Origin of the sequence: Mycobacterium sp. MFM001, from assembly GCF_003402475.1 — a bacterium.
In the GTDB taxonomy this organism is placed as follows: Bacteria; Actinomycetota; Actinomycetes; order Mycobacteriales; family Mycobacteriaceae; genus Mycobacterium.
In genome coordinates this window covers 547,471-568,075 of sequence record NZ_BFAB01000002.1, presented here as the reverse complement: position 1 = coordinate 568,075, position 20,605 = coordinate 547,471, and the positions used below count along the sequence as shown (strand labels likewise).

25 protein-coding genes are annotated in these 20,605 nt (G+C 67.5%); 16 read left to right on the top strand and 9 right to left on the bottom strand.

Features of this window, described 5'->3' with window-relative positions; genetic code table 11:
* Window positions 1–45: 45 nt before the first annotated feature.
* Entirely contained in the window at window positions 46–1,176 is a 1,131-nt protein-coding gene (locus tag MFM001_RS06245) for a citrate synthase 2 (protein ID WP_116374350.1), read from the bottom strand.
* Between the two features lie 82 nt (window positions 1,177–1,258).
* On the opposite strand from MFM001_RS06245, the gene pdxH reads away from it, so the two are divergent.
* The 3 genes from pdxH to MFM001_RS06230 are packed head-to-tail and all read left to right on the top strand — an operon-like array spanning window position 1,259 to window position 4,638.
* Window positions 1,259–1,918 (top strand): pyridoxamine 5'-phosphate oxidase, encoded by a 660-nt coding sequence (gene pdxH, locus MFM001_RS06240; RefSeq protein WP_116374349.1) that lies wholly within the window; start codon window positions 1,259–1,261, stop codon window positions 1,916–1,918.
* Window positions 1,919–1,967: 49 nt separating this feature from the next.
* Entirely contained in the window at window positions 1,968–3,284 is a 1,317-nt protein-coding gene (locus MFM001_RS06235; RefSeq protein ID WP_116374348.1) for an MFS transporter, read from the top strand.
* 58 nt (window positions 3,285–3,342) lie between these two features.
* On the top strand, window positions 3,343–4,638 hold the full coding sequence (locus MFM001_RS06230) for a citrate synthase (protein ID WP_116374347.1): 1,296 nt from the start codon (window positions 3,343–3,345) through the stop codon (window positions 4,636–4,638).
* Window positions 4,639–4,685: 47 nt separating this feature from the next.
* Here MFM001_RS06230 and MFM001_RS06225 read toward each other — a convergent pair whose 3' ends face one another.
* The gene (locus MFM001_RS06225) at window positions 4,686–6,143 is read right to left on the bottom strand and encodes an NAD(P)/FAD-dependent oxidoreductase (RefSeq protein WP_116374346.1); all 1,458 of its coding nucleotides are present in this window, start codon (window positions 6,141–6,143) and stop codon (window positions 4,686–4,688) included.
* A gap of 34 nt (window positions 6,144–6,177) precedes the next feature.
* Here MFM001_RS06225 and MFM001_RS06220 point away from each other — a divergent pair, with 34 nt between their 5' ends.
* From MFM001_RS06220 to MFM001_RS24465, 4 genes are read left to right on the top strand one after another with little or no spacing between them, the layout of a single operon-like run.
* Window positions 6,178–6,540, top strand: coding sequence for an FKBP-type peptidyl-prolyl cis-trans isomerase (locus MFM001_RS06220; RefSeq protein WP_116374416.1), 363 nt, complete (start codon window positions 6,178–6,180; stop codon window positions 6,538–6,540).
* Window positions 6,541–6,596: 56 nt separating this feature from the next.
* Window positions 6,597–7,256 (top strand): hypothetical protein, encoded by a 660-nt coding sequence (locus MFM001_RS06215; protein ID WP_116374345.1) that lies wholly within the window; start codon window positions 6,597–6,599, stop codon window positions 7,254–7,256.
* A gap of 12 nt (window positions 7,257–7,268) precedes the next feature.
* Entirely contained in the window at window positions 7,269–7,421 is a 153-nt protein-coding gene (locus MFM001_RS24600) for a hypothetical protein (RefSeq protein ID WP_192886857.1), read from the top strand.
* Entirely contained in the window at window positions 7,421–7,570 is a 150-nt protein-coding gene (locus MFM001_RS24465; RefSeq protein ID WP_160117996.1) for a hypothetical protein, read from the top strand. Before MFM001_RS24600 ends, MFM001_RS24465 begins: the two co-directional genes overlap by 1 nt.
* Here MFM001_RS24465 and MFM001_RS06210 read toward each other — a convergent pair.
* Both MFM001_RS06210 and prrA read right to left on the bottom strand, forming a co-directional pair.
* The gene (locus tag MFM001_RS06210) at window positions 7,567–8,907 is read right to left on the bottom strand and encodes a HAMP domain-containing sensor histidine kinase (protein ID WP_116374344.1); all 1,341 of its coding nucleotides are present in this window, start codon (window positions 8,905–8,907) and stop codon (window positions 7,567–7,569) included. The two genes, MFM001_RS24465 and MFM001_RS06210, sit on opposite strands and share 4 nt — an antisense overlap.
* Before the next feature lie 9 nt (window positions 8,908–8,916).
* On the bottom strand, window positions 8,917–9,627 hold the full coding sequence (gene prrA, locus MFM001_RS06205; protein WP_116374343.1) for a two-component system response regulator PrrA: 711 nt from the start codon (window positions 9,625–9,627) through the stop codon (window positions 8,917–8,919).
* A 96-nt stretch (window positions 9,628–9,723) separates the two neighbouring features.
* On the opposite strand from prrA, the gene MFM001_RS06200 reads away from it, so the two are divergent.
* Complete coding sequence (locus MFM001_RS06200) at window positions 9,724–11,607, top strand: ABC transporter ATP-binding protein (protein ID WP_116374415.1); 1,884 nt, start codon at window positions 9,724–9,726, stop codon at window positions 11,605–11,607.
* A 193-nt stretch (window positions 11,608–11,800) separates the two neighbouring features.
* On the opposite strand, the gene MFM001_RS06195 is transcribed toward MFM001_RS06200, so the two are convergent.
* Window positions 11,801–11,941 (bottom strand): hypothetical protein, encoded by a 141-nt coding sequence (locus MFM001_RS06195; protein ID WP_371685286.1) that lies wholly within the window; start codon window positions 11,939–11,941, stop codon window positions 11,801–11,803.
* Between the two features lie 4 nt (window positions 11,942–11,945).
* On the bottom strand, window positions 11,946–12,341 hold the full coding sequence (locus tag MFM001_RS06190) for a helix-turn-helix transcriptional regulator (RefSeq protein WP_116374414.1): 396 nt from the start codon (window positions 12,339–12,341) through the stop codon (window positions 11,946–11,948).
* A 233-nt stretch (window positions 12,342–12,574) separates the two neighbouring features.
* On the opposite strand from MFM001_RS06190, the gene MFM001_RS06185 reads away from it, so the two are divergent.
* Together MFM001_RS06185 and MFM001_RS06180 are read left to right on the top strand one after the other, a co-directional pair.
* Window positions 12,575–12,997, top strand: a complete 423-nt coding sequence (locus MFM001_RS06185) for an Hsp20/alpha crystallin family protein (RefSeq protein WP_116374341.1) — start codon at window positions 12,575–12,577, stop codon at window positions 12,995–12,997.
* Between the two features lie 282 nt (window positions 12,998–13,279).
* On the top strand, window positions 13,280–13,597 hold the full coding sequence (locus MFM001_RS06180; RefSeq protein ID WP_116374340.1) for a J domain-containing protein: 318 nt from the start codon (window positions 13,280–13,282) through the stop codon (window positions 13,595–13,597).
* Window positions 13,598–13,602: 5 nt separating this feature from the next.
* Here MFM001_RS06180 and MFM001_RS06175 read toward each other — a convergent pair whose 3' ends face one another.
* The gene (locus tag MFM001_RS06175; protein WP_116374339.1) at window positions 13,603–15,075 is read right to left on the bottom strand and encodes a carboxyl transferase domain-containing protein; all 1,473 of its coding nucleotides are present in this window, start codon (window positions 15,073–15,075) and stop codon (window positions 13,603–13,605) included.
* Window positions 15,076–15,116: 41 nt separating this feature from the next.
* On the opposite strand from MFM001_RS06175, the gene MFM001_RS06170 reads away from it, so the two are divergent.
* From MFM001_RS06170 to MFM001_RS06150, 5 genes are read left to right on the top strand one after another with little or no spacing between them, the layout of a single operon-like run.
* On the top strand, window positions 15,117–15,848 hold the full coding sequence (locus MFM001_RS06170) for an enoyl-CoA hydratase (RefSeq protein WP_116374338.1): 732 nt from the start codon (window positions 15,117–15,119) through the stop codon (window positions 15,846–15,848).
* 4 nt (window positions 15,849–15,852) lie between these two features.
* Window positions 15,853–16,959: an MBL fold metallo-hydrolase gene (locus MFM001_RS06165; protein ID WP_192886856.1), complete on the top strand. Its 1,107-nt coding sequence runs from the start codon at window positions 15,853–15,855 to the stop codon at window positions 16,957–16,959.
* A 39-nt stretch (window positions 16,960–16,998) separates the two neighbouring features.
* Window positions 16,999–17,178: an antitoxin gene (locus tag MFM001_RS06160; RefSeq protein ID WP_116374337.1), complete on the top strand. Its 180-nt coding sequence runs from the start codon at window positions 16,999–17,001 to the stop codon at window positions 17,176–17,178.
* 3 nt (window positions 17,179–17,181) lie between these two features.
* Window positions 17,182–17,622: an SRPBCC family protein gene (locus tag MFM001_RS06155; RefSeq protein ID WP_116374336.1), complete on the top strand. Its 441-nt coding sequence runs from the start codon at window positions 17,182–17,184 to the stop codon at window positions 17,620–17,622.
* Window positions 17,623–17,678: 56 nt separating this feature from the next.
* Window positions 17,679–18,038, top strand: a complete 360-nt coding sequence (locus MFM001_RS06150; protein WP_116374335.1) for a VOC family protein — start codon at window positions 17,679–17,681, stop codon at window positions 18,036–18,038.
* Here MFM001_RS06150 and MFM001_RS06145 read toward each other — a convergent pair.
* Window positions 18,035–18,478 (bottom strand): cupin domain-containing protein, encoded by a 444-nt coding sequence (locus MFM001_RS06145; protein WP_116374334.1) that lies wholly within the window; start codon window positions 18,476–18,478, stop codon window positions 18,035–18,037. The two genes, MFM001_RS06150 and MFM001_RS06145, sit on opposite strands and share 4 nt — an antisense overlap.
* A gap of 34 nt (window positions 18,479–18,512) precedes the next feature.
* Between MFM001_RS06145 and MFM001_RS06140 the strand changes: the two genes are divergently transcribed.
* Window positions 18,513–18,929: a hypothetical protein gene (locus MFM001_RS06140; protein WP_116374333.1), complete on the top strand. Its 417-nt coding sequence runs from the start codon at window positions 18,513–18,515 to the stop codon at window positions 18,927–18,929.
* Here MFM001_RS06140 and MFM001_RS06135 read toward each other — a convergent pair.
* Window positions 18,915–20,444 carry a carotenoid oxygenase family protein gene (locus MFM001_RS06135; protein WP_116374332.1) on the bottom strand — a complete coding sequence of 510 codons (1,530 nt, stop codon included), beginning with the start codon at window positions 20,442–20,444 and terminating at the stop codon, window positions 18,915–18,917. The two genes, MFM001_RS06140 and MFM001_RS06135, sit on opposite strands and share 15 nt — an antisense overlap.
* Window positions 20,445–20,605 lie beyond the last annotated feature (161 nt).

Genomic DNA, 20,605 nt, shown 5'->3' with positions numbered 1-20,605 from the left:
AGTCCCGGCTGCGGCGTAGACCACCTAGGCGACACAAACTCATCGTCAGCCCGTGCGGACTTGGTCCCACCCCTCGACCGATTCCGGGCTGCGCGGCTCGGGGCCGACGTAGATTGCCGACGGGCGCACCAGCTTGCCCAGCTTCTTCTGCTCGAGAATGTGCGCGCACCAGCCGGCGGTACGGCCGCAGGTGAACATCGCCGGCATCATCTTGGCGGGCACCCGCGCGAAGTCCAGGATCACCGCGGCCCAGAACTCGACGTTGGTCTCGATGGCGCGGTCCGGGCGTCGCTCCCGCAGTTCGGACAGCGCTGCCTCCTCCACCGCCAGCGCCACCTCGTAGCGTGGCGCTCCCAGCCGCTGGGCGGTCGCCCTCAGCACCCGCGCCCGCGGGTCCTCGGCGCGGTAGACGCGGTGCCCGAAGCCCATCAGCTTCTCGCCGCGATCCAAGATGCCCTTGACCAATCCGCGTGCGTCTCCGGTGCGCTCGACCTCTTCGAGCATCGGCAGCACCCGAGCGGGTGCACCGCCGTGCAGCGGGCCGCTCATGGCCCCGATCGCCCCGGACAGCGCCGCCGCCACGTCGGCGCCTGTCGACGCGATCACCCGGGCGGTGAACGTCGACGCGTTCATTCCGTGCTCGGCAGCCGAAACCCAGTACGCGTCAACGGCCTCGACGTGGCGTGGATCCGGCTCACCCTGCCAGCGGGTCATGAAACGTGCTGTGACAGTGGGGCATTCGTCAATGATCCGCTGAGGCACCGCCGGCTGGTAGATGCCGCGGGCTGACTGCGCGACATAGGACAGCGCCATCACCGACGCCCGGGCCAGTTGCTCGCGGGCGGTGGAATCGTCGATGTCGAGAAGCGGCGCATACCCCCAGATCGGCGCCAGCATCGCCAGGCCGGCCTGCACGTCGACTCGCACGTCGCCGCTGTGGATCGGCAGCGGGAACGGCTCGGCCGGCGGCAGGCCGTGGCCGAACTTACCGTCGACCAGCAAAGCCCACGCGTCGCCGAAAGTGACCCGCCGACTCACCAGATCCTCGATGTCCACGCCGCGGTAGCGCAGCGCGCCGCCGTCCTTGTCCGGCTCGGCGATCTCGGTGGTGAACGCCACCACTCCGTCGAGGCCGGAGACGAAATTCTCCGGGATATTGTCCGGGATCACAGTCATGGCTGAATTCTCGCACGCCGGTCCCTGCCCGTCGCTACCGGTCGGTAACGAGGGGCGGCCCGCCGGTAGTAGCGTTGGCGCGGTGGCCGGACCAGACAACGAGCACCTGGCAGCAATGCGCGTGGAGTACGGCTCCGTCGAAAAGGACGGCAGCCCCGACCTCGACGCTGATTGGCTGGCTGACGGTTGGGTTGCCCTGCTGCGCAAGTGGATTCGCGACGCCGAAGACGCCGGCGTCGCCGAACCCAACGCGTTCGTGTTGGCAACCGTCGACTCGGGGCGGCCCGTTAGCCGCTCGGTGCTGTGCAAGAGCGTCGACGAGCGCGGAATCACCTTCTACACCAACTACGACTCGGCCAAGGGCATCGAGTTGGCCGCCACTCCCTACGCGTCGGCAACCTTCCCGTGGTATCTGTTGGGCCGGCAATTCCATATTCGCGGCCCGGTGACCAAGGTCGATCCCGCCGAGACGCAGGAGTACTGGTCCCGGCGACCGCGCGGCTCGCAGCTGGGCGCGTGGGCGTCGCAGCAGTCCCGCCCGATCGCGTCGCGGGCGGCGTTACTCGAGCAACTCGCCGAGGTGACCGCCCGCTTCGCCGGCACTGAGCAGATTCCGGTCCCGCCGAACTGGGGCGGCTACCGCATTGCGCCCGAGGTGGTCGAGTTCTGGCAGGGCCGGGAGAACCGGGTACACAACAGGATTCGCGTTGTAGACGGCCGTATCGAGCGCCTGCAGCCTTGAGTTGCTCACCGGCGCGAGCGTGCGTGTTTGTACGCGGCACGCCGCACAGATGCGTACAAAAACGCACGCTCGTCGCAGAAGCGGGCCCAGCGTGAGGCTGTTCGCGGACACCACGCCGCTGCGCAACGGCGACTTCCGCCGGCTGTGGTTGGCCGGAATTGTCACCGTCGTCGGCGCCAACCTGACGATCTTCGCCGTCCCGGTCCAGATCTACGCGCTCACCCAGAACTCGGCGTACGTCGGGCTTTCCGGCATCTTCGCGCTGGTGCCGCTGATCGTGTTCGGTCTCTTGGGCGGCGCCTGGGCCGACGCCATGGACCGGCGGGTTCTGCTGATCATCGCCTCCGGCGGGCTGGCGGTCGCGTCGCTGCTGCTGTGGCTGCAGGCCGCGCTGTCGCTTGACGACGTGTGGGTGGTGCTGTGCCTGCTGGCAGTGCAGCAGGCGTTCTACGCGATCAACTCGCCCACCCGCGCGGCGGCCATCCCGCGCATGCTGCCCGGCCACCAACTGCCCGCCGCCAACGCGCTGAACATGACCGTGACGGGTTTCGGCGCGATCGTCGGCCCCTTGCTGGCCGGGGTGATGCTCAACTGGGTCAACTTGTCCACGCTGTATCTGATCGACGCGCTGACCTGTTTGGCGCCGATCTGGGCGACGTTCCGTCTGGCACCCCTGCCCGTCATCGAACCGGCGGGCTGGGGTTTGGCCGCGGTCCTGGACGGTTTCCGCTACCTGGCCGGCAACACCGTGGTGCTGATGTCATTCGTGGTCGACCTGATCGCGATGGTCTTCGGCATGCCGCGGGCCTTGTTCCCGCAGATGGCGCACGAGAGCTTCGGCGGGCCCGTCGAGGGCGGCACCACGATGGCGTTGCTGGCCGCGGCGATGTCGGTCGGCGTCGTCGCCGGCGGGGTGTTCTCCGGCTGGTTGCCGCGGATCCGGCGGCACGGCTTGGCCGTCGTCGTCGCGATCGCGGTGTGGGGCATCGCGATGGTGGGCTTCGGGTTGGTGAGCGGGGCGGCGCACGGCAGGGCCGGGCCGCTGCTGGCTGCGGCGCTGGCGTTCATGGCGCTCGGCGGTGTGGCGGACAGCGCCTCGGCGGCGTTGCGGCAGACCATCCTGCAGGAGGCCGCCTCCGACGAGCTGCGCGGCCGGCTGCAGGGGGTGTTCATCGTGGTCGTCGCGGGCGGGCCCCGGCTGGGCGACGCGGTACACGGTGCCGCCGCGGCGGTGGTCGGCACGACGGCCGCGGCCGCCGGGGGTGGCGCACTGGTGGTCGTCGGGATGCTGATCGCCGCGTTGGCCGCGCCGACTTTCGTCCGCTACCGCAGGCCAGCACCCCGGTCAGGCGCGCCGCCGCGATAGCGACTACCTTCAGCTATACGCAACCTAGGCAGCATCAGCAGAGCGCAAAGGGGTTCTTGTGGCCGCAACCGACGACACCGCCACTCTGAAGTACCCGGGTGGTGAGTTGGACCTGGAGATCGTCCACGCCAGCGAGGGGGCCGACGGGATCGCGCTCGGCTCGCTGCTCTCCAAGACCGGATACACCACCTTCGACAGCGGCTTCATGAACACCGCGTCGACCAAGAGCGCCATCACCTACATCGACGGCGACGCCGGCATCCTGCGCTATCGCGGCTACCCGATCGAGCAGCTCGCCGAGAAGTCGACGTTCCTCGAGGTCAGCTACCTGCTGATCTACGGCGAGCTACCCACCAAGGACCAGCTCGTCGAGTTCACCCGGCAAATCCAGAGGCACACGATGCTGCACGAGGACCTCAAGCGGTTCTTCGACGGCTTCCCGCGCAACGCCCACCCCATGCCGGTGCTGTCCAGCGTCGTCAACGCGTTGAGCGCCTACTACCAGGATTCGCTGGACCCGATGGACAACGACCAGGTCGAGCTGTCCACGATCCGGCTGCTGGCCAAGCTGCCTACGATCGCCGCCTACGCGTTCAAGAAGTCGGTCGGTCAGCCGTTCCTCTACCCGGACAACTCGATGACTCTGGTGGAGAACTTCCTGCGGATGACGTTCGGGCTGCCGGCCGAGCCCTACCAGCCGGACCCGGAGGTAGTACGGGCGCTCGACATGCTGTTCATCCTGCACGCCGACCACGAGCAGAACTGTTCGACGTCGACCGTGCGGCTGGTGGGCTCGTCGCGGGCCAACCTGTTCACCTCGATCTCCGGCGGCATCAACGCACTGTGGGGGCCGCTGCACGGCGGCGCCAACCAGGCGGTGCTGGAGATGCTCGAGCAGATCCGCGAGAGCGACGACGACGTCGGCGCGTTCGTCCGCAAGGTCAAGAACCGCGAAGAAGGCGTGAAGCTGATGGGCTTCGGCCACAGGGTCTACAAGAACTACGACCCGCGGGCGCGCATCGTCAAGGAACAGGCCGACAAGATCCTCGCCAAGCTCGGCGGCGACGACGACCTGCTGAAGATCGCCAAGGAACTCGAAGAGGCAGCGCTCACCGACGACTACTTCGTCGAGCGCAAGCTCTACCCCAACGTCGACTTCTACACCGGGCTGATCTATCGGGCGCTGGGCTTCCCGACGCGGATGTTCACCGTGTTGTTCGCGTTGGGCCGGCTGCCCGGCTGGATCGCGCACTGGCGCGAGATGCACGACGAGGGCGATTCCAAGATCGGGCGGCCCCGCCAGATCTACACCGGGTACACCGAGCGCAACTACGCCACGATCGATTCTCGCTAACCCGTCGAGTGTGGCCTTGCGTCACGCGAATTCGCTTGGGGCGTGTATTAAGTCCACATTCGGCACAAGTTAAGCACCGCCATCGCGGCGTTGTGACCGCCGATGCCCGACACCGCCCCGCCGCGGCGCGCACCCGAGCCGCACAACAGCACCCGCTCGTGCGCGGTGGCCACACCCCATTGCCGCGCCGGGGTGTCCAGCGGATCCTCGTCGGCGGCGAACGGCCAACTCAACCCGCCGTGAAAGATGTTGCCGCCGGGCATGTTCAGGGTTTGCTCGAGATCGAGCGTGGTGATGGTCTCGATGCACGGCCGGCCGTTGACGTCGTTCATCAGCACCTCCTGAATCGGTTCGGCCAGAACGGAATTCAGCGACGTCATAACTGCGTCGGTGAGGTTGCCGGACAGCCCGTGCGGCGTGTGCAGGCCGAACACGGTCAGGGTGTGGGCGCCGGAGTCGCGCAGCGCCGGCGACAAGATGCTCGGGTCGGTCAGGGAATGGCAATAGATCTCACACGGCAGCGGATCGGGTAACCGCCCCGCCGCCGCTTGCGAATACGCGGCGTCCAGTTGCGTCCAGGTCTCGTTGACGTGCAGCGTGCCGGTGAACGCCTGCTCGGGTGTGACGGTGTCGTCGCGCAGCCGCGGCAGCCGTCGCACCAGCATGTTGACCTTGACCTGCGCGCCCTGAGCGCCCGGTGGCGCCGGCTCGCCGAGCAGGTCGGCCAGCACCGCCGGGGCGACGCCGGCCAGCACGAAGCGGCCGTGGACGACGCACTCGTCGTCGCCGCGGCGGTAGCGCACCTCGCCGTCCGGATCGACCGCGTAAACGTCTGCGTCCGTGACGATTTCGGTCCCATGACGAGCTGCGGCCGCGGCCAGCGCCTCGGTCACGGCACCCATCCCGCCGACCGGCACCCGCCACTGACCACCCAGCAGGTGATAGAGGAAGCAGACGTTCTGCCGCAGCGACGGATCATCGAGCCGGGCGAACGTGCCGATCAGCGCATCGGTCGCGACCAGCCCGCGCACCACGTCGTCGGCCAGACCGTCGGCGATCGCGTCACCGATCGGCTGCTCGACCATGCGACTCCAGGCCGCGTCGTCGCCGACGAGTCGCCGCGCTGCCTGCCGGGTACGCAGCGGCTCCAGCAGCGTCGGCCAGAGCCGTTCGGTCACCAGTCGGCAGCGCCGATAGAACTCGCGGACATCGGCGGCGTCGCCGACCGGGGGATACGACGGATAGCGGCGCGGCGCCAACCGCACCGATGCGCCCAAGTCGTCGACGATGCGCGCCGGCAACAAGCTGACCAGGTAGGCGTATCGCGACAGCCGGGCATCCACGCCGTCGAAAAGCTGTGCCGACACGGCCGCGCCGCCGACCTGCCCCAGCCGCTCCAGCAGCCGCACCCGCAGCCCGGCCCGGGCCAGGTACGCCGCCGCGACCAGGCCGTTGTGCCCGCCGCCCACCACGACAACGTCGACGCCGTGCGGGTCGGCAGGCATGACTCCAGTTTGCCCCATCAGTAGGGTGGTCCCGGTGACGCAGAAACCAGAGATCGACTTCCCGACCGGCCCGGCTCCCACAGAACTTGTCATCAAAGACCTGGTGATCGGCGACGGCCCCGAAGCCGTCCCGGGCGGCACCGTCGAGGTGCACTACGTCGGCGTGGAATACGACACCGGCGAAGAGTTCGACAGCTCGTGGAGCCGCGGCGAATCCATCGAGTTCCCGTTGCGCGGCCTCATCCAGGGCTGGCAGGACGGCATTCCCGGAATGAAGGTGGGCGGACGCCGTCAACTGGTGATCCCGCCCGCGCAGGCCTACGGGCCGGCCGGTTCGGGCCACCAGCTCTCAGGCAAGACGCTGATCTTCGTCATCGATCTGCTCTCCACTCGGTAGCCTGCTGCCCTAGGCTTCAAGTCGCGCGGCGGCACGAACTCGATGACGGAGGGCCCATGGCGGATTCCGACGAAGCAGCCGAAACCACGCAGGTCGCCAGGTTTTACCGACGACCTCTCGGGGTGCCCTGGCTGATCGGACTGGTGGTAATTCCGCTGCTGCTGGGCGCAATCGGCTACGGCCTGACCGAACGCACCCGCTCGCAGGAAAACGGGCCCACCGGCGCATTGCCGACGCTGGCCCCGCCCACCTCGGGGGGTGCCTCGCCCCCGGCGCCGACGATTCCGCCGATATCGTTGGCGCCGGTGTCAATCACCCGTAACGGCAACGACATCACGTTGCGCGGGGAGTTTCCCGACGACAAGGCCAAGAGGGCGCTGCTCGACGCGGTGATCGCGTCGGTGGGCTCGGAAGCCAACGTCATCGACGAACTTGGCATCAACCCCGACATCAACGCGCTCGACTTCTCCGATGCCGGACCGGTTTTCAACGCCGCGGCATCGATTCCCAATTTCCGGCTCTCGGTCAGCGGCGACACCATCACGCTGGCCGGCACCACCCCGTCGATCGATCAGGCCGACGCCATTTTGCAGGCCGCCGACGACGCTTGGCCCAACCTGAACATCGACAACCAGATCGAGGTGAGCGGTCCGATCACGCCGATCCCGGCACCCGCACCCGCACCCGGTCCTGCCCCGGGCGGACCCGGCAGATAAGGAGCATCCGGCATGGACTTCGTCATCCAATGGTTGTGGTATCTGCTGGCTTTCGTGGTGGGCTCGGCGGTGGCCTGGGTGATCACCGTGGTGTCGATTCGGCGCACCAGCGAAGAGGACGCCTTCGCCGACCTGCCCGGCTCTCGTGAGACAGGAGCGCAGTGATGCACGACCCGAACTGGTGGCTGATGGTGCTGGCCTTTGTGCTCGGGTTGGCGCTGACGTTCGCGCTGATGGTTCGGCGGGTGAAACGTGAAGTGCCGGTGGATGCTTCGAGTCCTGAGACCGCCGAGAAGACTGACGAAGCGTCCTAACTGGGCGGAGGTAAGCGTAGCAGCAACCGCACCCCGCCCAGCGGGCTGTCCTCCAACGACGCTGTCCCGCCGTGCAATTGGGCCTGCTGAGCCACCAACGCCAGGCCCAGACCGGAGCCGGAGTGCGAGGCGGTCGACCCGCGGGAGAACCGCTCGAACACAACTTGGCGCTCCTCCTCGGGTACGCCGCTGCCGTTGTCGTCGATAGCGATTTCCACGCCGTCGCGGGAACTGACCGCGGACAGCTGAACCCGTGTCGCGCCACCGTGTTTGACGGCGTTGGCGATTGCGTTGTCGACCGCGAGACGTAGCCCGGCCGGCAGTCCCACGATGATGCAGGTCGGTGAGGGCACCAGCGAGACGTCGAGGTTGGGGTAGACCCGCATGGCGTCGTGCGCGGCGCGGTCGAGCAGCTCGGTGATGTCTACCGGCACATGGTCATCCGACGTTGACAGCTCGCCCTGGGCCAGCCGCTCCAGCGCGGAAAGCGTGGATTCGATTCGGGACTGGGTGCGCACGACGTCGTTGAGCACTTCCTTGCGCTGATCGTCGGGCAGGTCCAGCGTGGACAGCACTTCGAGGTTGGTGCGCATCGCGGTCAGCGGCGTGCGCAACTCATGCGCCGACACCGAAGCGAAGTCACGCGCCGACGCGAGCGCCTCCTTGGTGCGTTCCTGCTCCTTCCAGATGCGCTGCAGCATGCCCCGCATCGCCTCGGCGATCTCGACCGCCTCGGTGGCGCCGCGGATTGCCACCTGCGGCGCCTCGTCGCCGGCGTCGATCGAGCGGGTCTGATCGGCCAGCCGCTTGAACGGTCGCACCGCGAACGCGGCCAGCAGCCAAGCGAATACGGCTGAGGCGCCGATCGCCAGGCCGCAGATGATGATCACCCGGCGATGCCGGTTGTTGGTCCGGGCGATGGTGTCGTCGTAGGTTGCTCCGACTTCCACCGACGTGGCCTGCGGCGCAGGGATTTCCACCGTGCGCACCCGGTAGCGCACCCCGTTGACGTAGGTGTCGTCGTAACCGGCGGGCAGTTCGGGCAGCACCACGGCCGAGTTGGACGTGACCTGGTTGCCCCGCCGCACGGTGATGACCGTGTCCTGGTCGTTGGGGGAGCGCGGAATCTCGCCGAGGCCGCGCGGCAGGAACGGGATCGCGAAACCCGCGGCCTCATCCAGGCGACGGTCCAGGCGTTCCTTGCTGTCGCCGGTGATCCCGAACCACACGACGGCGCCCACGATGAGCACCGGAATGGCCGCGCCGATCGCCGTCGCGATCACCACCCGGGTACGCAGCGACGGCGTACGGGTCAGGATCCGCGACAACACATTCATGGCTCCCCATCACTGCATGCGCAGCACGAACCCCACTCCTCGAACGGTGTGCAACAGCCGGGGCCCCCCGTTGGCCTCCAACTTGCGCCGCAGGTAGCCGATGAACACGTCGACCACGTTGGTGTCGGCGGCGAAATCGTAGCCCCACACCAGCTCCAGCAGCTGCGCGCGAGACAGCACCGCGGTCTTGTGCTCGGCGAGCACCGCGAGCAGGTCGAACTCGCGCTTGGTCAGGTCGACGTCCACGCCGTTCACCCGCGCCCGCCGGCCCGGGATGTCGACCTCCAGCGGGCCGACCGTGATGGTTTCCGACGACGACGTCGCCGTCGATCCGCGGCGGCGCAGCAAGGCCTTGACCCGCGCCACCAACTCGGCCAGCACGAACGGCTTGACCAGGTAGTCGTCGGCGCCGGCCTCCAGGCCCATCACCCGGTCGTCGACCGAGCTGCGCGCGCTCAATACGCAGACCGGCACGTCGTTGTCCATCGCGCGCAGCGCGGTGACCACGCTGACGCCGTCCAGCACCGGCATGTTGATGTCGAGCACAATCGCGTCCGGCCGGGTCTCGGTGGCACTGCGCAACGCCTCGGCGCCGTCGACCGCGGTCGACACCTCGAATCCGGACAGTCGCAGCCCGCGCTCCAGCGACGCGAGCACGTCGGAGTCGTCGTCGACCACCAAAACCCGGGGTGAGCTCACTCCAGTGTCCATGCCGCCCATAATGCCTGATCGAGCCGCGTAGCAGTGGGAAGGATCCGCCCGCGCCCCGGCGCGTCGGTTGACCTCATCCTTTGTTGAGGTTTTACCGTGAAGCCCGTGAATATGGAATCGGTGGCCAGTCGCGCCCTCTACCGGCAGATGCATGCCCGGTCGGGCGAGCTTCGCTCGCTGGTGGGGCGCGGCCTTCTCGGCCGGATCTGGCGCTTCTCCGGGCGGCATCACCGCAGGTTGGGCGCATTTGTCGGGGTCAGCGTGGTCAGTGCGCTGCTGACCGTGGCCACCCCGATGTTGGCCGGCAAGGTGGTCGACGAGATCGTCGCCGGCACGCACGCCGCCGCGGTAGTGCTGCTGGCGGGCGTGATCGCCTTGGTGGCGCTGGCCGAGGCGGCGGTGTCACTGGTCACCCGGTGGCTGTCGTCGACGATTGGCGAGGGCCTGATCCTGGATCTGCGGACCGCGGTGTACGACCACGTGCAGCGGATGCCGGTGGCGTTTTTCACCCGTACCCGCACGGGGGCGCTGGTCAGCCGGCTGAGCAACGACGTGATGGGCGCCCAGCGGGCATTTTCCGACACCCTTTCCGGCGTGGTGTCCAACCTGGTCACGCTGATGCTGACGTTGGTGGTGATGGCGGGCATCTCCTGGCAGATCACCGCGTTGTCGTTGCTGCTGGTGCCGCTGTTCGTGGTGCCGGCCCGGCGCATCGGCACCACGATGGCGCGGCTGAGCCGGGAACGCGCCGTCTACAACGCGACGATGAACAGCCAGATGACTGAGCGGTTCTCCGCGCCGGGCGCCACCCTGGTCAAGCTGTTCGGTGACCCGCGGCGCGAGTCGCGCGAGTTCGCGCTGCGCGCCGGGCGGGTGCGCGACATCGGGGTGCGCTCGTCGATGTTGCAGTCGGTGTTCATGAACTCGCTGACGCTGATGTCGGCGCTGGCGCTGGCCCTGGTGTACGGGCTGGGCGGGGTGCTGGCGATCGGCGGTCACCTGCAGGCCGGCGCGGTCGTGTCGCTGGCGCTGCTGCTGACCCGGCTGTATGCGCCGCTGACCGCACTGGTCAACGCCCGGGTGGAGATCGCCAGCGCGCTGGTCAGTTTCGAGCGGGTCTTCGAGGTGCTCGACTTGGAGCCTCTGATCGGCCAGCGGCCCGGCGCGGTGCCGGTGCCCGACGGGCCCGTCTCGGTGACCTTCGACGACGTGCGGTTCGGCTACCCGTCGGCCGACAAGGTGTCGCTGGCCTCACTGGAAGAGGTCGCGGTGCTCGACGGCCGCGGGGGAGACGAAGTGCTGCACGGGATTTCGTTCACCGCCGAGCCCGGTCAGATGGTGGCGCTGGTCGGGTCGTCCGGCGCTGGCAAGTCGACGATCGCGGCGCTGCTGGCCCGGCTCTACGACGTGGACTCCGGCGCGGTGCGGCTGGGCGGGGTCGACGTGCGCGACCTGACCACTGCGTCGCTGCGCCAGACGGTCGGCCTGGTCACCCAGGACGGTCACTTGTTCCACGAGTCGATCCGGTCGAACCTGCAATTGGCGGCGCCCGGTGCGTCCGACGACGAGCTGTGGGCGGCGCTTCGGCGCGCGCGCCTGGCCGACGTCGTCGCCGAGATGCCCGACGGGCTGGACACCGTGGTCGGGGAGCGCGGTTATCGTTTGTCGGGCGGTCAGCGGCAGCGGCTGACGATCGCCCGGCTGCTGCTGGGCCAGTCGCGGGTGGTCGTCCTCGACGAGGCGACGGCGTCTTTGGACTCGGCGTCGGAAGCCGCTGTCCAGCAGGCGCTTTCAGAGGCGTTGGCTGGCCGGACGTCGATCGTCATCGCGCACCGGCTGTCCACTGTGCGGGCTGCCGATCAAATCCTCGTCGTCGAGGGCGGCCGGATTGTGGAGCGCGGCACGCACGACCAACTGCTGGCTCGCGGCGGACGCTATGCCGAGCTGTATCTCACTCAATTCGGCGGCGCCGACGAGGCCGCGGCATGAGCCGGACCGGGCAGGTGGTCGTTGTGACCGGCCCGCCCGGCTCTGGAAAGTCCACGGTCGCAGAGGTTCTCGCCGTTGATCGGCGTCGAGTGTGAAGCCATGGCGTCGAGAGTGAAGCCATGGCGGGATTTTTGCGTTCAGCCCGCCCTGGATGCACGCTCGAATCCCTGAATGCACAGTCGGTTTGGGACCGTCACTCGTCCTCTGGCACCGGGACGACGATCGCTTGGTCGATCAGGTCGGCGGGATTCGCGTCGCGCTCGGCGACGTCTGCGACATACGAAGTGTCCAGACCGGTCTGGTCGTCGGCATCGACGAGGCGCTGCTGGTCCATAGCGTCAGCTTCGGGTGTTTCGTCGACCGGCCCGATTCCCTCGACGTTCTTCATGATCGGAGTCCCTCCTTCCCCTACGCGACGCATTGCCGCCGGGCGCGGCACGGCGAGCCTTGAGTTCGGCGTTGTCGGACTCTAGCTGATTGTTGCGCTCTTCCAAGTTGAGGATCTGGACGACGCCGGCCAAGTTGATCCCCTGGTCGACCAGCTCGCTGATCCGCTTCAGCCGGTCGAGGTCGTCGTCGCTGTAGCGCCGGGTGCCGCCATCGGTGCGCGACGGGGTCAGCAGTCCCCAACGCTCATAGAGCCGCAAGGTCTGCGGCCCAATGCCCGACAGCTCGGATGCCACCGAGATGCCGTAGACGCCCCGCGCGGACCGCGGTGTCGCGTCGTTGGTCAACTGCGTCTCCATTCGTCATCGAACATCGTGGTTGCCGCGTATACAAAGCTATCATAACTGATACGACAAAGCTGTGTCAGCAAGCATAGATTTCCGGCTTGGCCAGGTGGCTACCGCGGGCGGGTTTCGTCAAAAATCTGGTGATTACCACTTGCATAATGCTGCTCCTCGTGCTATCACAAAGCTATGTCAGCAGACATAAGTCATCTGGCAACGACTCGGGAGGTTAAGTCATGGTGCTGATGCGTACGGATCCGTTCCGTGAACTGGACCGCTGGACTCAGCAAGTGCTCGGGACCGCTGCCCGGCCGGCGGTCATGCCGATGGACGCCTGGCGGGAGGGCGACAAATTCATTGTCGAGTTCGACCTACCTGGCGTGAACGCCGAATCACTCGACCTGGACGTCGAGCGCAATGTGCTCACTGTCCGTGCCGAGCGTCCCGACCTGGATCAAAACCGCGAAATGGTTTCCGCCGAACGTCCGCGCGGCGTGTTCAGCCGGCAGCTATTCCTCGGCGAGAACCTCGACACCGACAAGATCGAGGCCGGCTACCACGACGGTGTCTTGCGGCTGACGATTCCGGTGGCTGAGAAGGCCAAGCCGCGCCGCATCGAAATCAGCCACGACGGCCACCAGACGGCGATCAACGCCTGAGACGGAGCAGGGCGCTGCCCTGCCCATGGCCACCGTGTCGGATGAACGATGAGGAGGTGATGCGTCGACAGTCGAGATCGAGAGCGATGATCCCCGTGCTGTCCACAAGGATTGCTACCTAAGAGCGGCCGACGCAGGACGCGCACGCATCGCCACTGGTTGTGGCCATTTTGGTGGATCGCACGGACCTCATCGACCTGGGGTGGGCGCGTTCGTGGCCCGATACGCGCCCACCCCGGCACACGACTGTCGGCCCGGGTGGAAAGGCTCCGGTGCCTGACGATGAGCGACCCCTACTCTGTGCTCGGTGTATCGCCGACGGCATCTCAGGCCGAAATCACCCACGCGTACCGGCGCCAGTTGCGCGACTATCACCCCGACAGACGTTCCGGGGAGCCGAATTCCGGAGCCGACGAACGGCTACGTCAGATCCTGGCCGCCTACGCGCTACTACGCGATCCCAGCCGGCGCGCCGCCTATGACCGGGCTCATCCGGTACGCAAAGCCAGCACTTCGGTCCGGATCCCAGTGTCGCGCAGACGTTCTCACGACGACGACCAGCCTCCGCTGCGGGCCGGTCCTGTCCGCTGGCATCGCTGATCAGTTCAGACCAGGCCGATCCGCCGGTGGCGTTGCAGGCGGGCGGTCATGCGTTGGGTATCGGGTACCGTTCGCAGCGTCTGTAGTTCGTGTGCGATGGCCCGCGACATCCGTTTGGCGAACGCGATCGGTTCGTCCGCCGCGTCGGGATGTTCGGGCACGATGACGTCGACAATGCCGGATGCCCGCAGGTCTTTGGATCGAATGCCTTGGGCCGCAGCGAGTTCGGGGGCATGGTCGGTGTCGCGGAACATGATCGCGCTGGCACCCTCCGGCGGCAGCGGAGCCAGCCAGCCGTGCAGCGCGGCCAGCACGCCGTCGGCGGGCAGCATCGCCAGCGCCGGCCCGCCGCTGCCCTGACCCAGCAGGACCGACACCGTCGGGGTCTCCAGCGTGACGAGTTCGGCCAGGCAGCGCGCAATTTCACCGGCCAGTCCGCCCTGCTCGGCGGCTTCGGAGAGCGCCGGGCCTGCGGTATCGATGACGAGCACCAACGGCAGCCGCAGACCTGCGGCCAACGCCATGCCGCGCCGGGCTTCACGCAGCGCGGCCGGACCCACGATGCCGCCGAAGATGCGCTGCTGGCCGAGTACGACGGCAGGCTGGCCGCCGAAGCGCGCCAGCGCCAAGAGCGTGCTGCCTGCTTCGCCCTGTCCGGTACCCGACAAAAGAACGCGCTCGGTGGCGCCGTGTCGCAGCAGCGTTCCAATCCCGGGGCGATCCTGGCGGCGCGACGCCACCACCGAATCCCACGCCGGCACATCGGGTATCGGCTCGCGCTCGAGCGCGGACTGCGGGCTTGCGGGCGGATCCACCAACACTTTCAGCACCCGTTCCAGGGTGCGGCGCAGCCATCGCAGCGGAATGACGCCGTCGATCACGCCATGACGTTGCAGATTCTCGGCGACCTGGATGCCCGACGGGAAGGGCTCACCGTAAAGCTGCTCATACACCCGGGGACCCAGGAAACCGATCAGCGCGCCGGGTTCGGCGATCGTGACATGACCGAGCGATCCCCACGACGCGAACACCCCGCCTGTGGTCGGATGACGCAGGTACACCAGGTACGGCAGGTGCGCTCGCTTGTGCAATTGGATCGCCGCGCTGATCTTGACCATCTGCACGAACGCGACCGTGCCCTCCTGCATGCGGGTGCCGCCGGAACTCGGCGAGGCCAGCAACGGCAGGCGCTCGCGGGTGGCTCGCTCTATCGCTGTGGTGATCCGCTCGGCCGCGGCCACTCCGATCGAGCCGGCCAAAAAGTCGAACTCGCAGGCGATTACGGCCACCCGCCGGCCATGCACCCGGCCCTCACCGCTGACCACCGACTCGCTCAAGCCGGTGGCAGCACGCGCAGTTGCCAGCTCGCGCGCGTATGCGTCGTTTGTGGAGATTGCGACCGGCTCGGTGTCCCAGCTGACGAACGATCCCGCATCGAGCACCGCGTCGCGCAGCTCGTCCGCGCTGATCCGGCTCACCGCACGAGCGTAGCCAGCTGGTGGCTCGATAAGGTGTTCCAATGATCGGTCTCACCCGCGACGAAGACGTCCTCACTATCGAGATGCAGCGCGCCGAGCGGCGCAACGCGCTGAACTCCCAGCTGGTCGAGGAGCTGCGGGAAGCCGTACAGAAGGCGGCCGCCGAGAACGTCCGCGCCATCGTGCTGACCGGGCAGGGCACGGTGTTCTGTGCAGGCGCCGACCTGTCCGGCGACGCGTTCGCCGCCGACTACCCCGACCGGCTCATCGAGCTGCACAAGGCCATGGATGCCGCGCCGATGCCGGTGATCGGGGCGATCAACGGGCCCGCGATCGGTGCGGGTCTGCAGCTGGCCATGCAATGCGACCTGCGGGTGGTTGCGCCCGAGGCGTTCTTCCAGTTCCCGACCTCGAAATATGGCCTGGCCCTTGATAACTGGAGTATCCGCCGACTGTGTTCGCTGGTGGGTCATGGCCGGGCCCGGGCGATGCTGCTCACGGCGGAGAAGCTGACCGCCGACGTCGCGCTGCAGACCGGGATGGCCAACCGGATCGGGTCGCTGGCCGACGCGCAGGCCTGGGCCGCGGAGATCGCCGGCCTGGCGCCGCTGGCGCTGCAGCACGCCAAGCGGGTCCTCAACGACGACGGAGCCATCGAGGAAGCCTGGCCGGTCCACAAGGAACTCTTCGACAAGGCATGGGCCAGCCAGGACGTCATCGAAGCGCAAATGGCCCGCGTGGAAAAACGACCACCGAAATTCCAGGGAGCCTGATCGGATGCTGCGCGGAGCGCTGCGACTGGCGGCCGGCACGGTCACGCTGGCCAGCGGGGGATGGATGCTGCGCGCGCTGCACGGCGCACCGGCCGCTTTGGGCGCGGACCCCGCCGCTATCCGCGCGGTGGCCAGCCGCTCGCCGAATTTCCGCGACGGCGTCTTTGTCAACCTCGAGCCGGGCTCGCTGTTCAGCATGGACCGCGAGCAACAGCGGCTGATCCTGAGGGAGGTCATCGGCGGCCGCGCGGCCAGTCGTCCCGGCGCGACGATCCCGTTGGCCGAGCCCCAGCCGATGGGCAGCGCTCTGGACCTCGCGGTCTGCTGGTTGGGCCACGCGACGGCGCTGGTGGAGATCGACGGCTACCGGGTGCTCACCGACCCGGTCTGGAGCGACCGCTGCTCGCCGTCGGATGTCATCGGTCCGCAGCGGATGCATCCGCCGCCGATCGAACTGGAGGGCTTGCCGGCGCTCGACGCGATCGTGATCAGCCACGACCATTACGACCACCTCGACATCGACACGGTCCTCGCGCTGGCCCGCACCCAGTGGGCGCCGTTCTTCGTTCCGCTCGGGGTGGGCGCGCACCTGCGGTCGTGGGGCGTCCCCGAGGACCGCATCGTCGAACTCGACTGGAACGAGCGCGCCAACGTCGACCAGCTGACCCTGGTCTGCACGCCAGCACGGCATTTCTCCGGCCGCTTCTTGAACCGCAACATGACGCTGTGGGCGTCGTGGGCACTGATCGGGCCGAGGCATCGCGCGTACTTCGGCGGCGACACCGGCTACACCGAGAGCTTCGCGCAGATCGGCGCCGAGCACGGGCCGTTCGACCTGACGCTGCTGCCCGTCGGCGCCTACAACAAGGCGTGGCCGGACATCCACATGAATCCGGAGGAGGCGGTCCGGGCACACCTCGATCTTGGCGGCCGGCTTTTGCTGCCGGTCCACTGGTGCACCTTCCGGTTGGCGCCGCATCCGTGGGCCGAGCCGATCGAGCGGCTGCTGACAGCCGCCGAGGCGGCCGACGTCCAGGTAGCGCTGCCCAAACCCGGCCAACGCGTCGAGCCCACGGACACAGCCGAATTCGAGCCGTGGTGGCGACTCTGAAAGAATCACCCAGACCGTTTCTACGGAAAGGAACAGCGCATGGGATTTTTGGACAAGGCCAAAAGCCTGCTGTCGCAGAACGCCGACAAGGTTGAACAGGCGATCGACAAGGCCGGCGACATCGTCGACGAGAAAACCGGCGGCAAGTACAAGGACACCGTCGACAAGGTGCAGGATGCGGCCAAAAAGGCTGTGGACAAAGGCAACCCAGAGAACTGACCCATGGCGAAAGTCTCTGGATCCATCGACGTACCCCTGCCGGCCGAGCAGGCATGGGTGCATGCCGCCGATCTCTCCCGCTACAAGGAGTGGCTGACCATCCACCGGGTATGGCGCAGCAAGCTGCCCGAGACCCTGGAGAAGGGCACCGTCGTCGAGTCGATCGTCGAAGTCAAGGGCATGCCGAACCGGATCAAGTGGACGATCGTGCATTACAAGCCGCCAGAGGCCATGACGCTCAATGGGGTTGGCGTCGGCGGCGTCAAGGTCAAACTGCTCGCCAAGATCAAGCCCAAGGGCGACGGCTGCGAGGTCAACTTCGACGTGCACCTCGGTGGCCCGGCCCTGTTCGGGCCGATCGGGATGATCGTCGCGGGTGCGCTCAAGGGTGACATTCGCGACTCGCTCGACAATTTCGTCAAGGTGTTCGCGCCAGTGCGATGAGTTTCGGAGCCGGCGGTGGTCGGTATCGGTGAACCCCGACACGGGGCCCACACCGTATCGAAGGAGACCATCGTGCCTATTCGTCCCGCGACCACAGCGCCGCAGTCGACTTCTATCGCGCGGTCTTCGGCTGGCGCACCGAGCAAGTCGCCGACACCGACGAATTCCGTTACACCACTGCGTGGTTCGGTGATCAGCAACTGCTCGGGGTGATGGACGGGGCCGCCTGCCTGCCCGCCGACGCCGGATCGAACTGGACCATCTTCTTCGGCGCCGAAGAGGTCGACAAGACACTGCAGGTGATCACCGACAACGGCGGCGCGGTGCTGCGCGGCGCCGAAGACACTCCCTACGGGCGATTGGCGGCGGCCGCCGACCCGACGGGCGCGGTGTTCAACCTGTCGTCGTTGGACTAATCGGCCGGGCCGAGGCCGAAGTCGGCGTAGTCGAAGCCGGGTACCACCACGCAGCTGACCAGGCTGGGCTCGTCGTCCCGGGGGCGGGCCCGCTGCCAGTATCGAGGCGGCACCAGCACCTGGGGCCGCTCGCCGGCGATGATGTCGCTGCCGAGCACATGTGTTGTGGTGCTATGCCGTTCGCTTCCGATGTCGAGCAGTAGCGGGCTGCCGCGGTGGTGCAGCCACAACTCGGCGCTACGCACGGTGTGCCAGGCTGACTGCTGACCCGGCATCAACAACAGCAGGATCGCCGTTCCGGCGCTGCGCGGCCCGGTGTAATCCGGTGGCAACGCGGACTGGCCCACCGTCACATCGCTGCGCCAGGTCTGCCGAAACCAGCCGCCCTCGGGGTTGGGCGCCAGGTCCAACTCGCGGGCCCAGTCCGGTAGCTCGGTCATCGCTCCACCCTAAAGTGCGCGCTAGTGTCGCACTATGACCCGTCTGCATCCCGGTTGGCTGGTCGCGCTATTCGCGGCGGTGATGTCGGTTTCCGCCTGGCTGCCGTGGCTGACCACGACGGTGCACGGCGGCGGGTGGGCCAGCGCCGTCGGGGGCAGCATGGGCAGCCTGCATCTTCCGCGCGGCTTCGGGACAGGTCAGCTGATCGTGTTGCTGTCCTCGACGCTGCTGGTGGCCGGCGCGCTGGCCGGGCGCGGGTTGTCGACGAGGCTGGCATCGATTGCAGCGCTGGTTCTTTCGTTGCTCATCGGCGCGCTGACGTGGTGGTACTACGACGTCAACGTCAGCCCGCCTGTCGCGGCCGGCTACGGCCTGTACGTCGGCGCGGCGGGCGCGGCCGGTGCGGTGGTCTGCTCCGGGTGGGCGCTGGCGTCGTCACTGCGTCGCTGACAGCCCAATGGCGTCCGCCGCAGAGTCGGCGGAATGCCACCTCCGCAACTGTGCGCCCGGTGCCCACGTCGCATGGGTGCCGCTGGAAACACGTTCCGGCAGTTGGAGTTTGCACACCGGCCCGTCGCTGACCCGGGCGGCGTCGAAGATCAGGCAGTAGGAGGCGTCGGCGTTCATGTCGGTGGTCAGCGTGACCAGATAGCCGTCGTCTTCGCCGCGACCGGCTGCGCGCGGCGCCATCGCAGTCTCACTTCCATAGACGCCGTCGCCGAACGAGTAACGCTGCTCGCGGCCCGTGAGAACGTCGTGTCTGACCAGCCCGTCGAACAGGAACCAGCCGGGTTTTCCGGTGGCCGCGTAGCTGTAGCGGTATTCGGTGGCCGCGTAGTCGGCGTTGATCACCCCGAATTCGGTGATGGCCTCCGACAATTGCTCTTCGGCCACGGCGCCGGTCACCAGATTCAGCCGCCACCGGTGCAGCCGCGCCTGCATGCGGTCGAGCGCCAAAAAGCGAAATGCCCGTTGCCATTTGCTGCCGCTGCCGGTGTCGGCGGGCTCGGGGTCGGCCTGGAAGAACCCGTCGAGCACGATCTCGTCGCCGTCCTCGTAGGCGTTGACGAAGTGCAGCACGAACGTGGGCTCGCCTTCGAACCACCGAATGTCGCCGGTCTGGCCGCGCCGCGGCAGCACCGCGAACCGCGACGGCATGTCCGGATGGAAGCGGGCCACGTGCAGGTCACGAGCCAACAGCTCGGGTTCCCAGAACAGCGGGAAATCGTTGAGCACGACATAGTTTTCGGTGAACGCCATGTCGTGCGGCAGCCGCGGCCCCGGCAGCGGCACGTCGACGTAATGCACCAGTTCGTTGCTTGCGTCGACGACGCCGTAGTGCATGTACGGCGGCTGCTTGCTGTAGTTGAAGAACAGCAGCTCGCCCGTCTTGGGGTCCACCTTCGGATGCGCCGACACACCCCAGTCGAAGGGGAAGCGACCGTTCCATTGTTCTTTGCCAAGGGTTTTGGCGGTGTACGGGTCCAGCCGATACAAATCGCCGCATTGATAGAAACTGGTCAGCGCGATACCGCGGTGTACGACGACGTCGGTGCTCGACGCATCCTTCATCAGGCCGCGAGCACCCCAGCCGTCGGTCCGCTTGGCCATCGATATCGGTTCGGCCAGTCCCGGCCACAACGGTCCGCCCGCCTCGTTCTCCGCCAGGAAACCGTCGGTACGGATGAAGCGGTTGCGGTAGAACGCCTTGCCGTCGCGAAACCCGACCACCTGCAGCATGCCGTCGCCGTCGAACGGGTGATACGTCTTCAACGCCGGGTGCAATGGATTCTCGGTGTTGCGCAGATATACGCCATCCAGATCGTGCGGTATCTCACCCTCGATCGCCGTCAGATCGTCGGCGTCCCACTCCGTGGTCTGCGGACGCCACGGACCGGTCCGGTACGGGTGGTCGTCATCCTCGGGCAGGGTGGACAGGAACTTGGCGACGATCTCGACGTTCACCGAGTGAAGCCCTCGCGCATAGCGGCACGGTAGTACAACTGGTGGCGGCCCCGCCGGCTCTCGGCTGAACCGACGAGACCTAAGCGAGCGCGCAGGTCGACCAACGCGTCCGCCTCAAGGGCACATTGCCGTTGGCCTCGATTGACAAACATCGCCGGTCT

What these genes read in the sequence shown, in the direction of transcription:
- MFM001_RS06160 (WP_116374337.1), top strand. Translation starts at nt 16,999, where the DNA reads ATGGGATTTTTGGACAAGGCCAAAAGCCTGCTGTCGCAGAACGCCGAC.
- MFM001_RS24465 (WP_160117996.1), top strand. Translation starts at nt 7,421, where the DNA reads ATGCACGACCCGAACTGGTGGCTGATGGTGCTGGCCTTTGTGCTCGGG.
- MFM001_RS06180 (WP_116374340.1), top strand. Translation starts at nt 13,280, where the DNA reads ATGAGCGACCCCTACTCTGTGCTCGGTGTATCGCCGACGGCATCTCAG.
- MFM001_RS06235 (WP_116374348.1), top strand. Translation starts at nt 1,968, where the DNA reads ATGCGTACAAAAACGCACGCTCGTCGCAGAAGCGGGCCCAGCGTGAGG.
- MFM001_RS06170 (WP_116374338.1), top strand. Translation starts at nt 15,117, where the DNA reads ATGATCGGTCTCACCCGCGACGAAGACGTCCTCACTATCGAGATGCAG.
- prrA (WP_116374343.1), bottom strand. Translation starts at nt 9,627, where the DNA reads ATGGGCGGCATGGACACTGGAGTGAGCTCACCCCGGGTTTTGGTGGTC.
- MFM001_RS06210 (WP_116374344.1), bottom strand. Translation starts at nt 8,907, where the DNA reads ATGAATGTGTTGTCGCGGATCCTGACCCGTACGCCGTCGCTGCGTACC.
- MFM001_RS06155 (WP_116374336.1), top strand. Translation starts at nt 17,182, where the DNA reads ATGGCGAAAGTCTCTGGATCCATCGACGTACCCCTGCCGGCCGAGCAG.
- MFM001_RS06225 (WP_116374346.1), bottom strand. Translation starts at nt 6,143, where the DNA reads ATGCCTGCCGACCCGCACGGCGTCGACGTTGTCGTGGTGGGCGGCGGG.
- MFM001_RS06140 (WP_116374333.1), top strand. Translation starts at nt 18,513, where the DNA reads ATGACCCGTCTGCATCCCGGTTGGCTGGTCGCGCTATTCGCGGCGGTG.
- MFM001_RS06245 (WP_116374350.1), bottom strand. Translation starts at nt 1,176, where the DNA reads ATGACTGTGATCCCGGACAATATCCCGGAGAATTTCGTCTCCGGCCTC.
- MFM001_RS06185 (WP_116374341.1), top strand. Translation starts at nt 12,575, where the DNA reads ATGGTGCTGATGCGTACGGATCCGTTCCGTGAACTGGACCGCTGGACT.
- MFM001_RS06165 (WP_192886856.1), top strand. Translation starts at nt 15,853, where the DNA reads ATGCTGCGCGGAGCGCTGCGACTGGCGGCCGGCACGGTCACGCTGGCC.
- MFM001_RS24600 (WP_192886857.1), top strand. Translation starts at nt 7,269, where the DNA reads ATGGACTTCGTCATCCAATGGTTGTGGTATCTGCTGGCTTTCGTGGTG.
- MFM001_RS06195 (WP_371685286.1), bottom strand. Translation starts at nt 11,941, where the DNA reads ATGGACCAGCAGCGCCTCGTCGATGCCGACGACCAGACCGGTCTGGAC.
- MFM001_RS06145 (WP_116374334.1), bottom strand. Translation starts at nt 18,478, where the DNA reads ATGACCGAGCTACCGGACTGGGCCCGCGAGTTGGACCTGGCGCCCAAC.
- MFM001_RS06215 (WP_116374345.1), top strand. Translation starts at nt 6,597, where the DNA reads ATGGCGGATTCCGACGAAGCAGCCGAAACCACGCAGGTCGCCAGGTTT.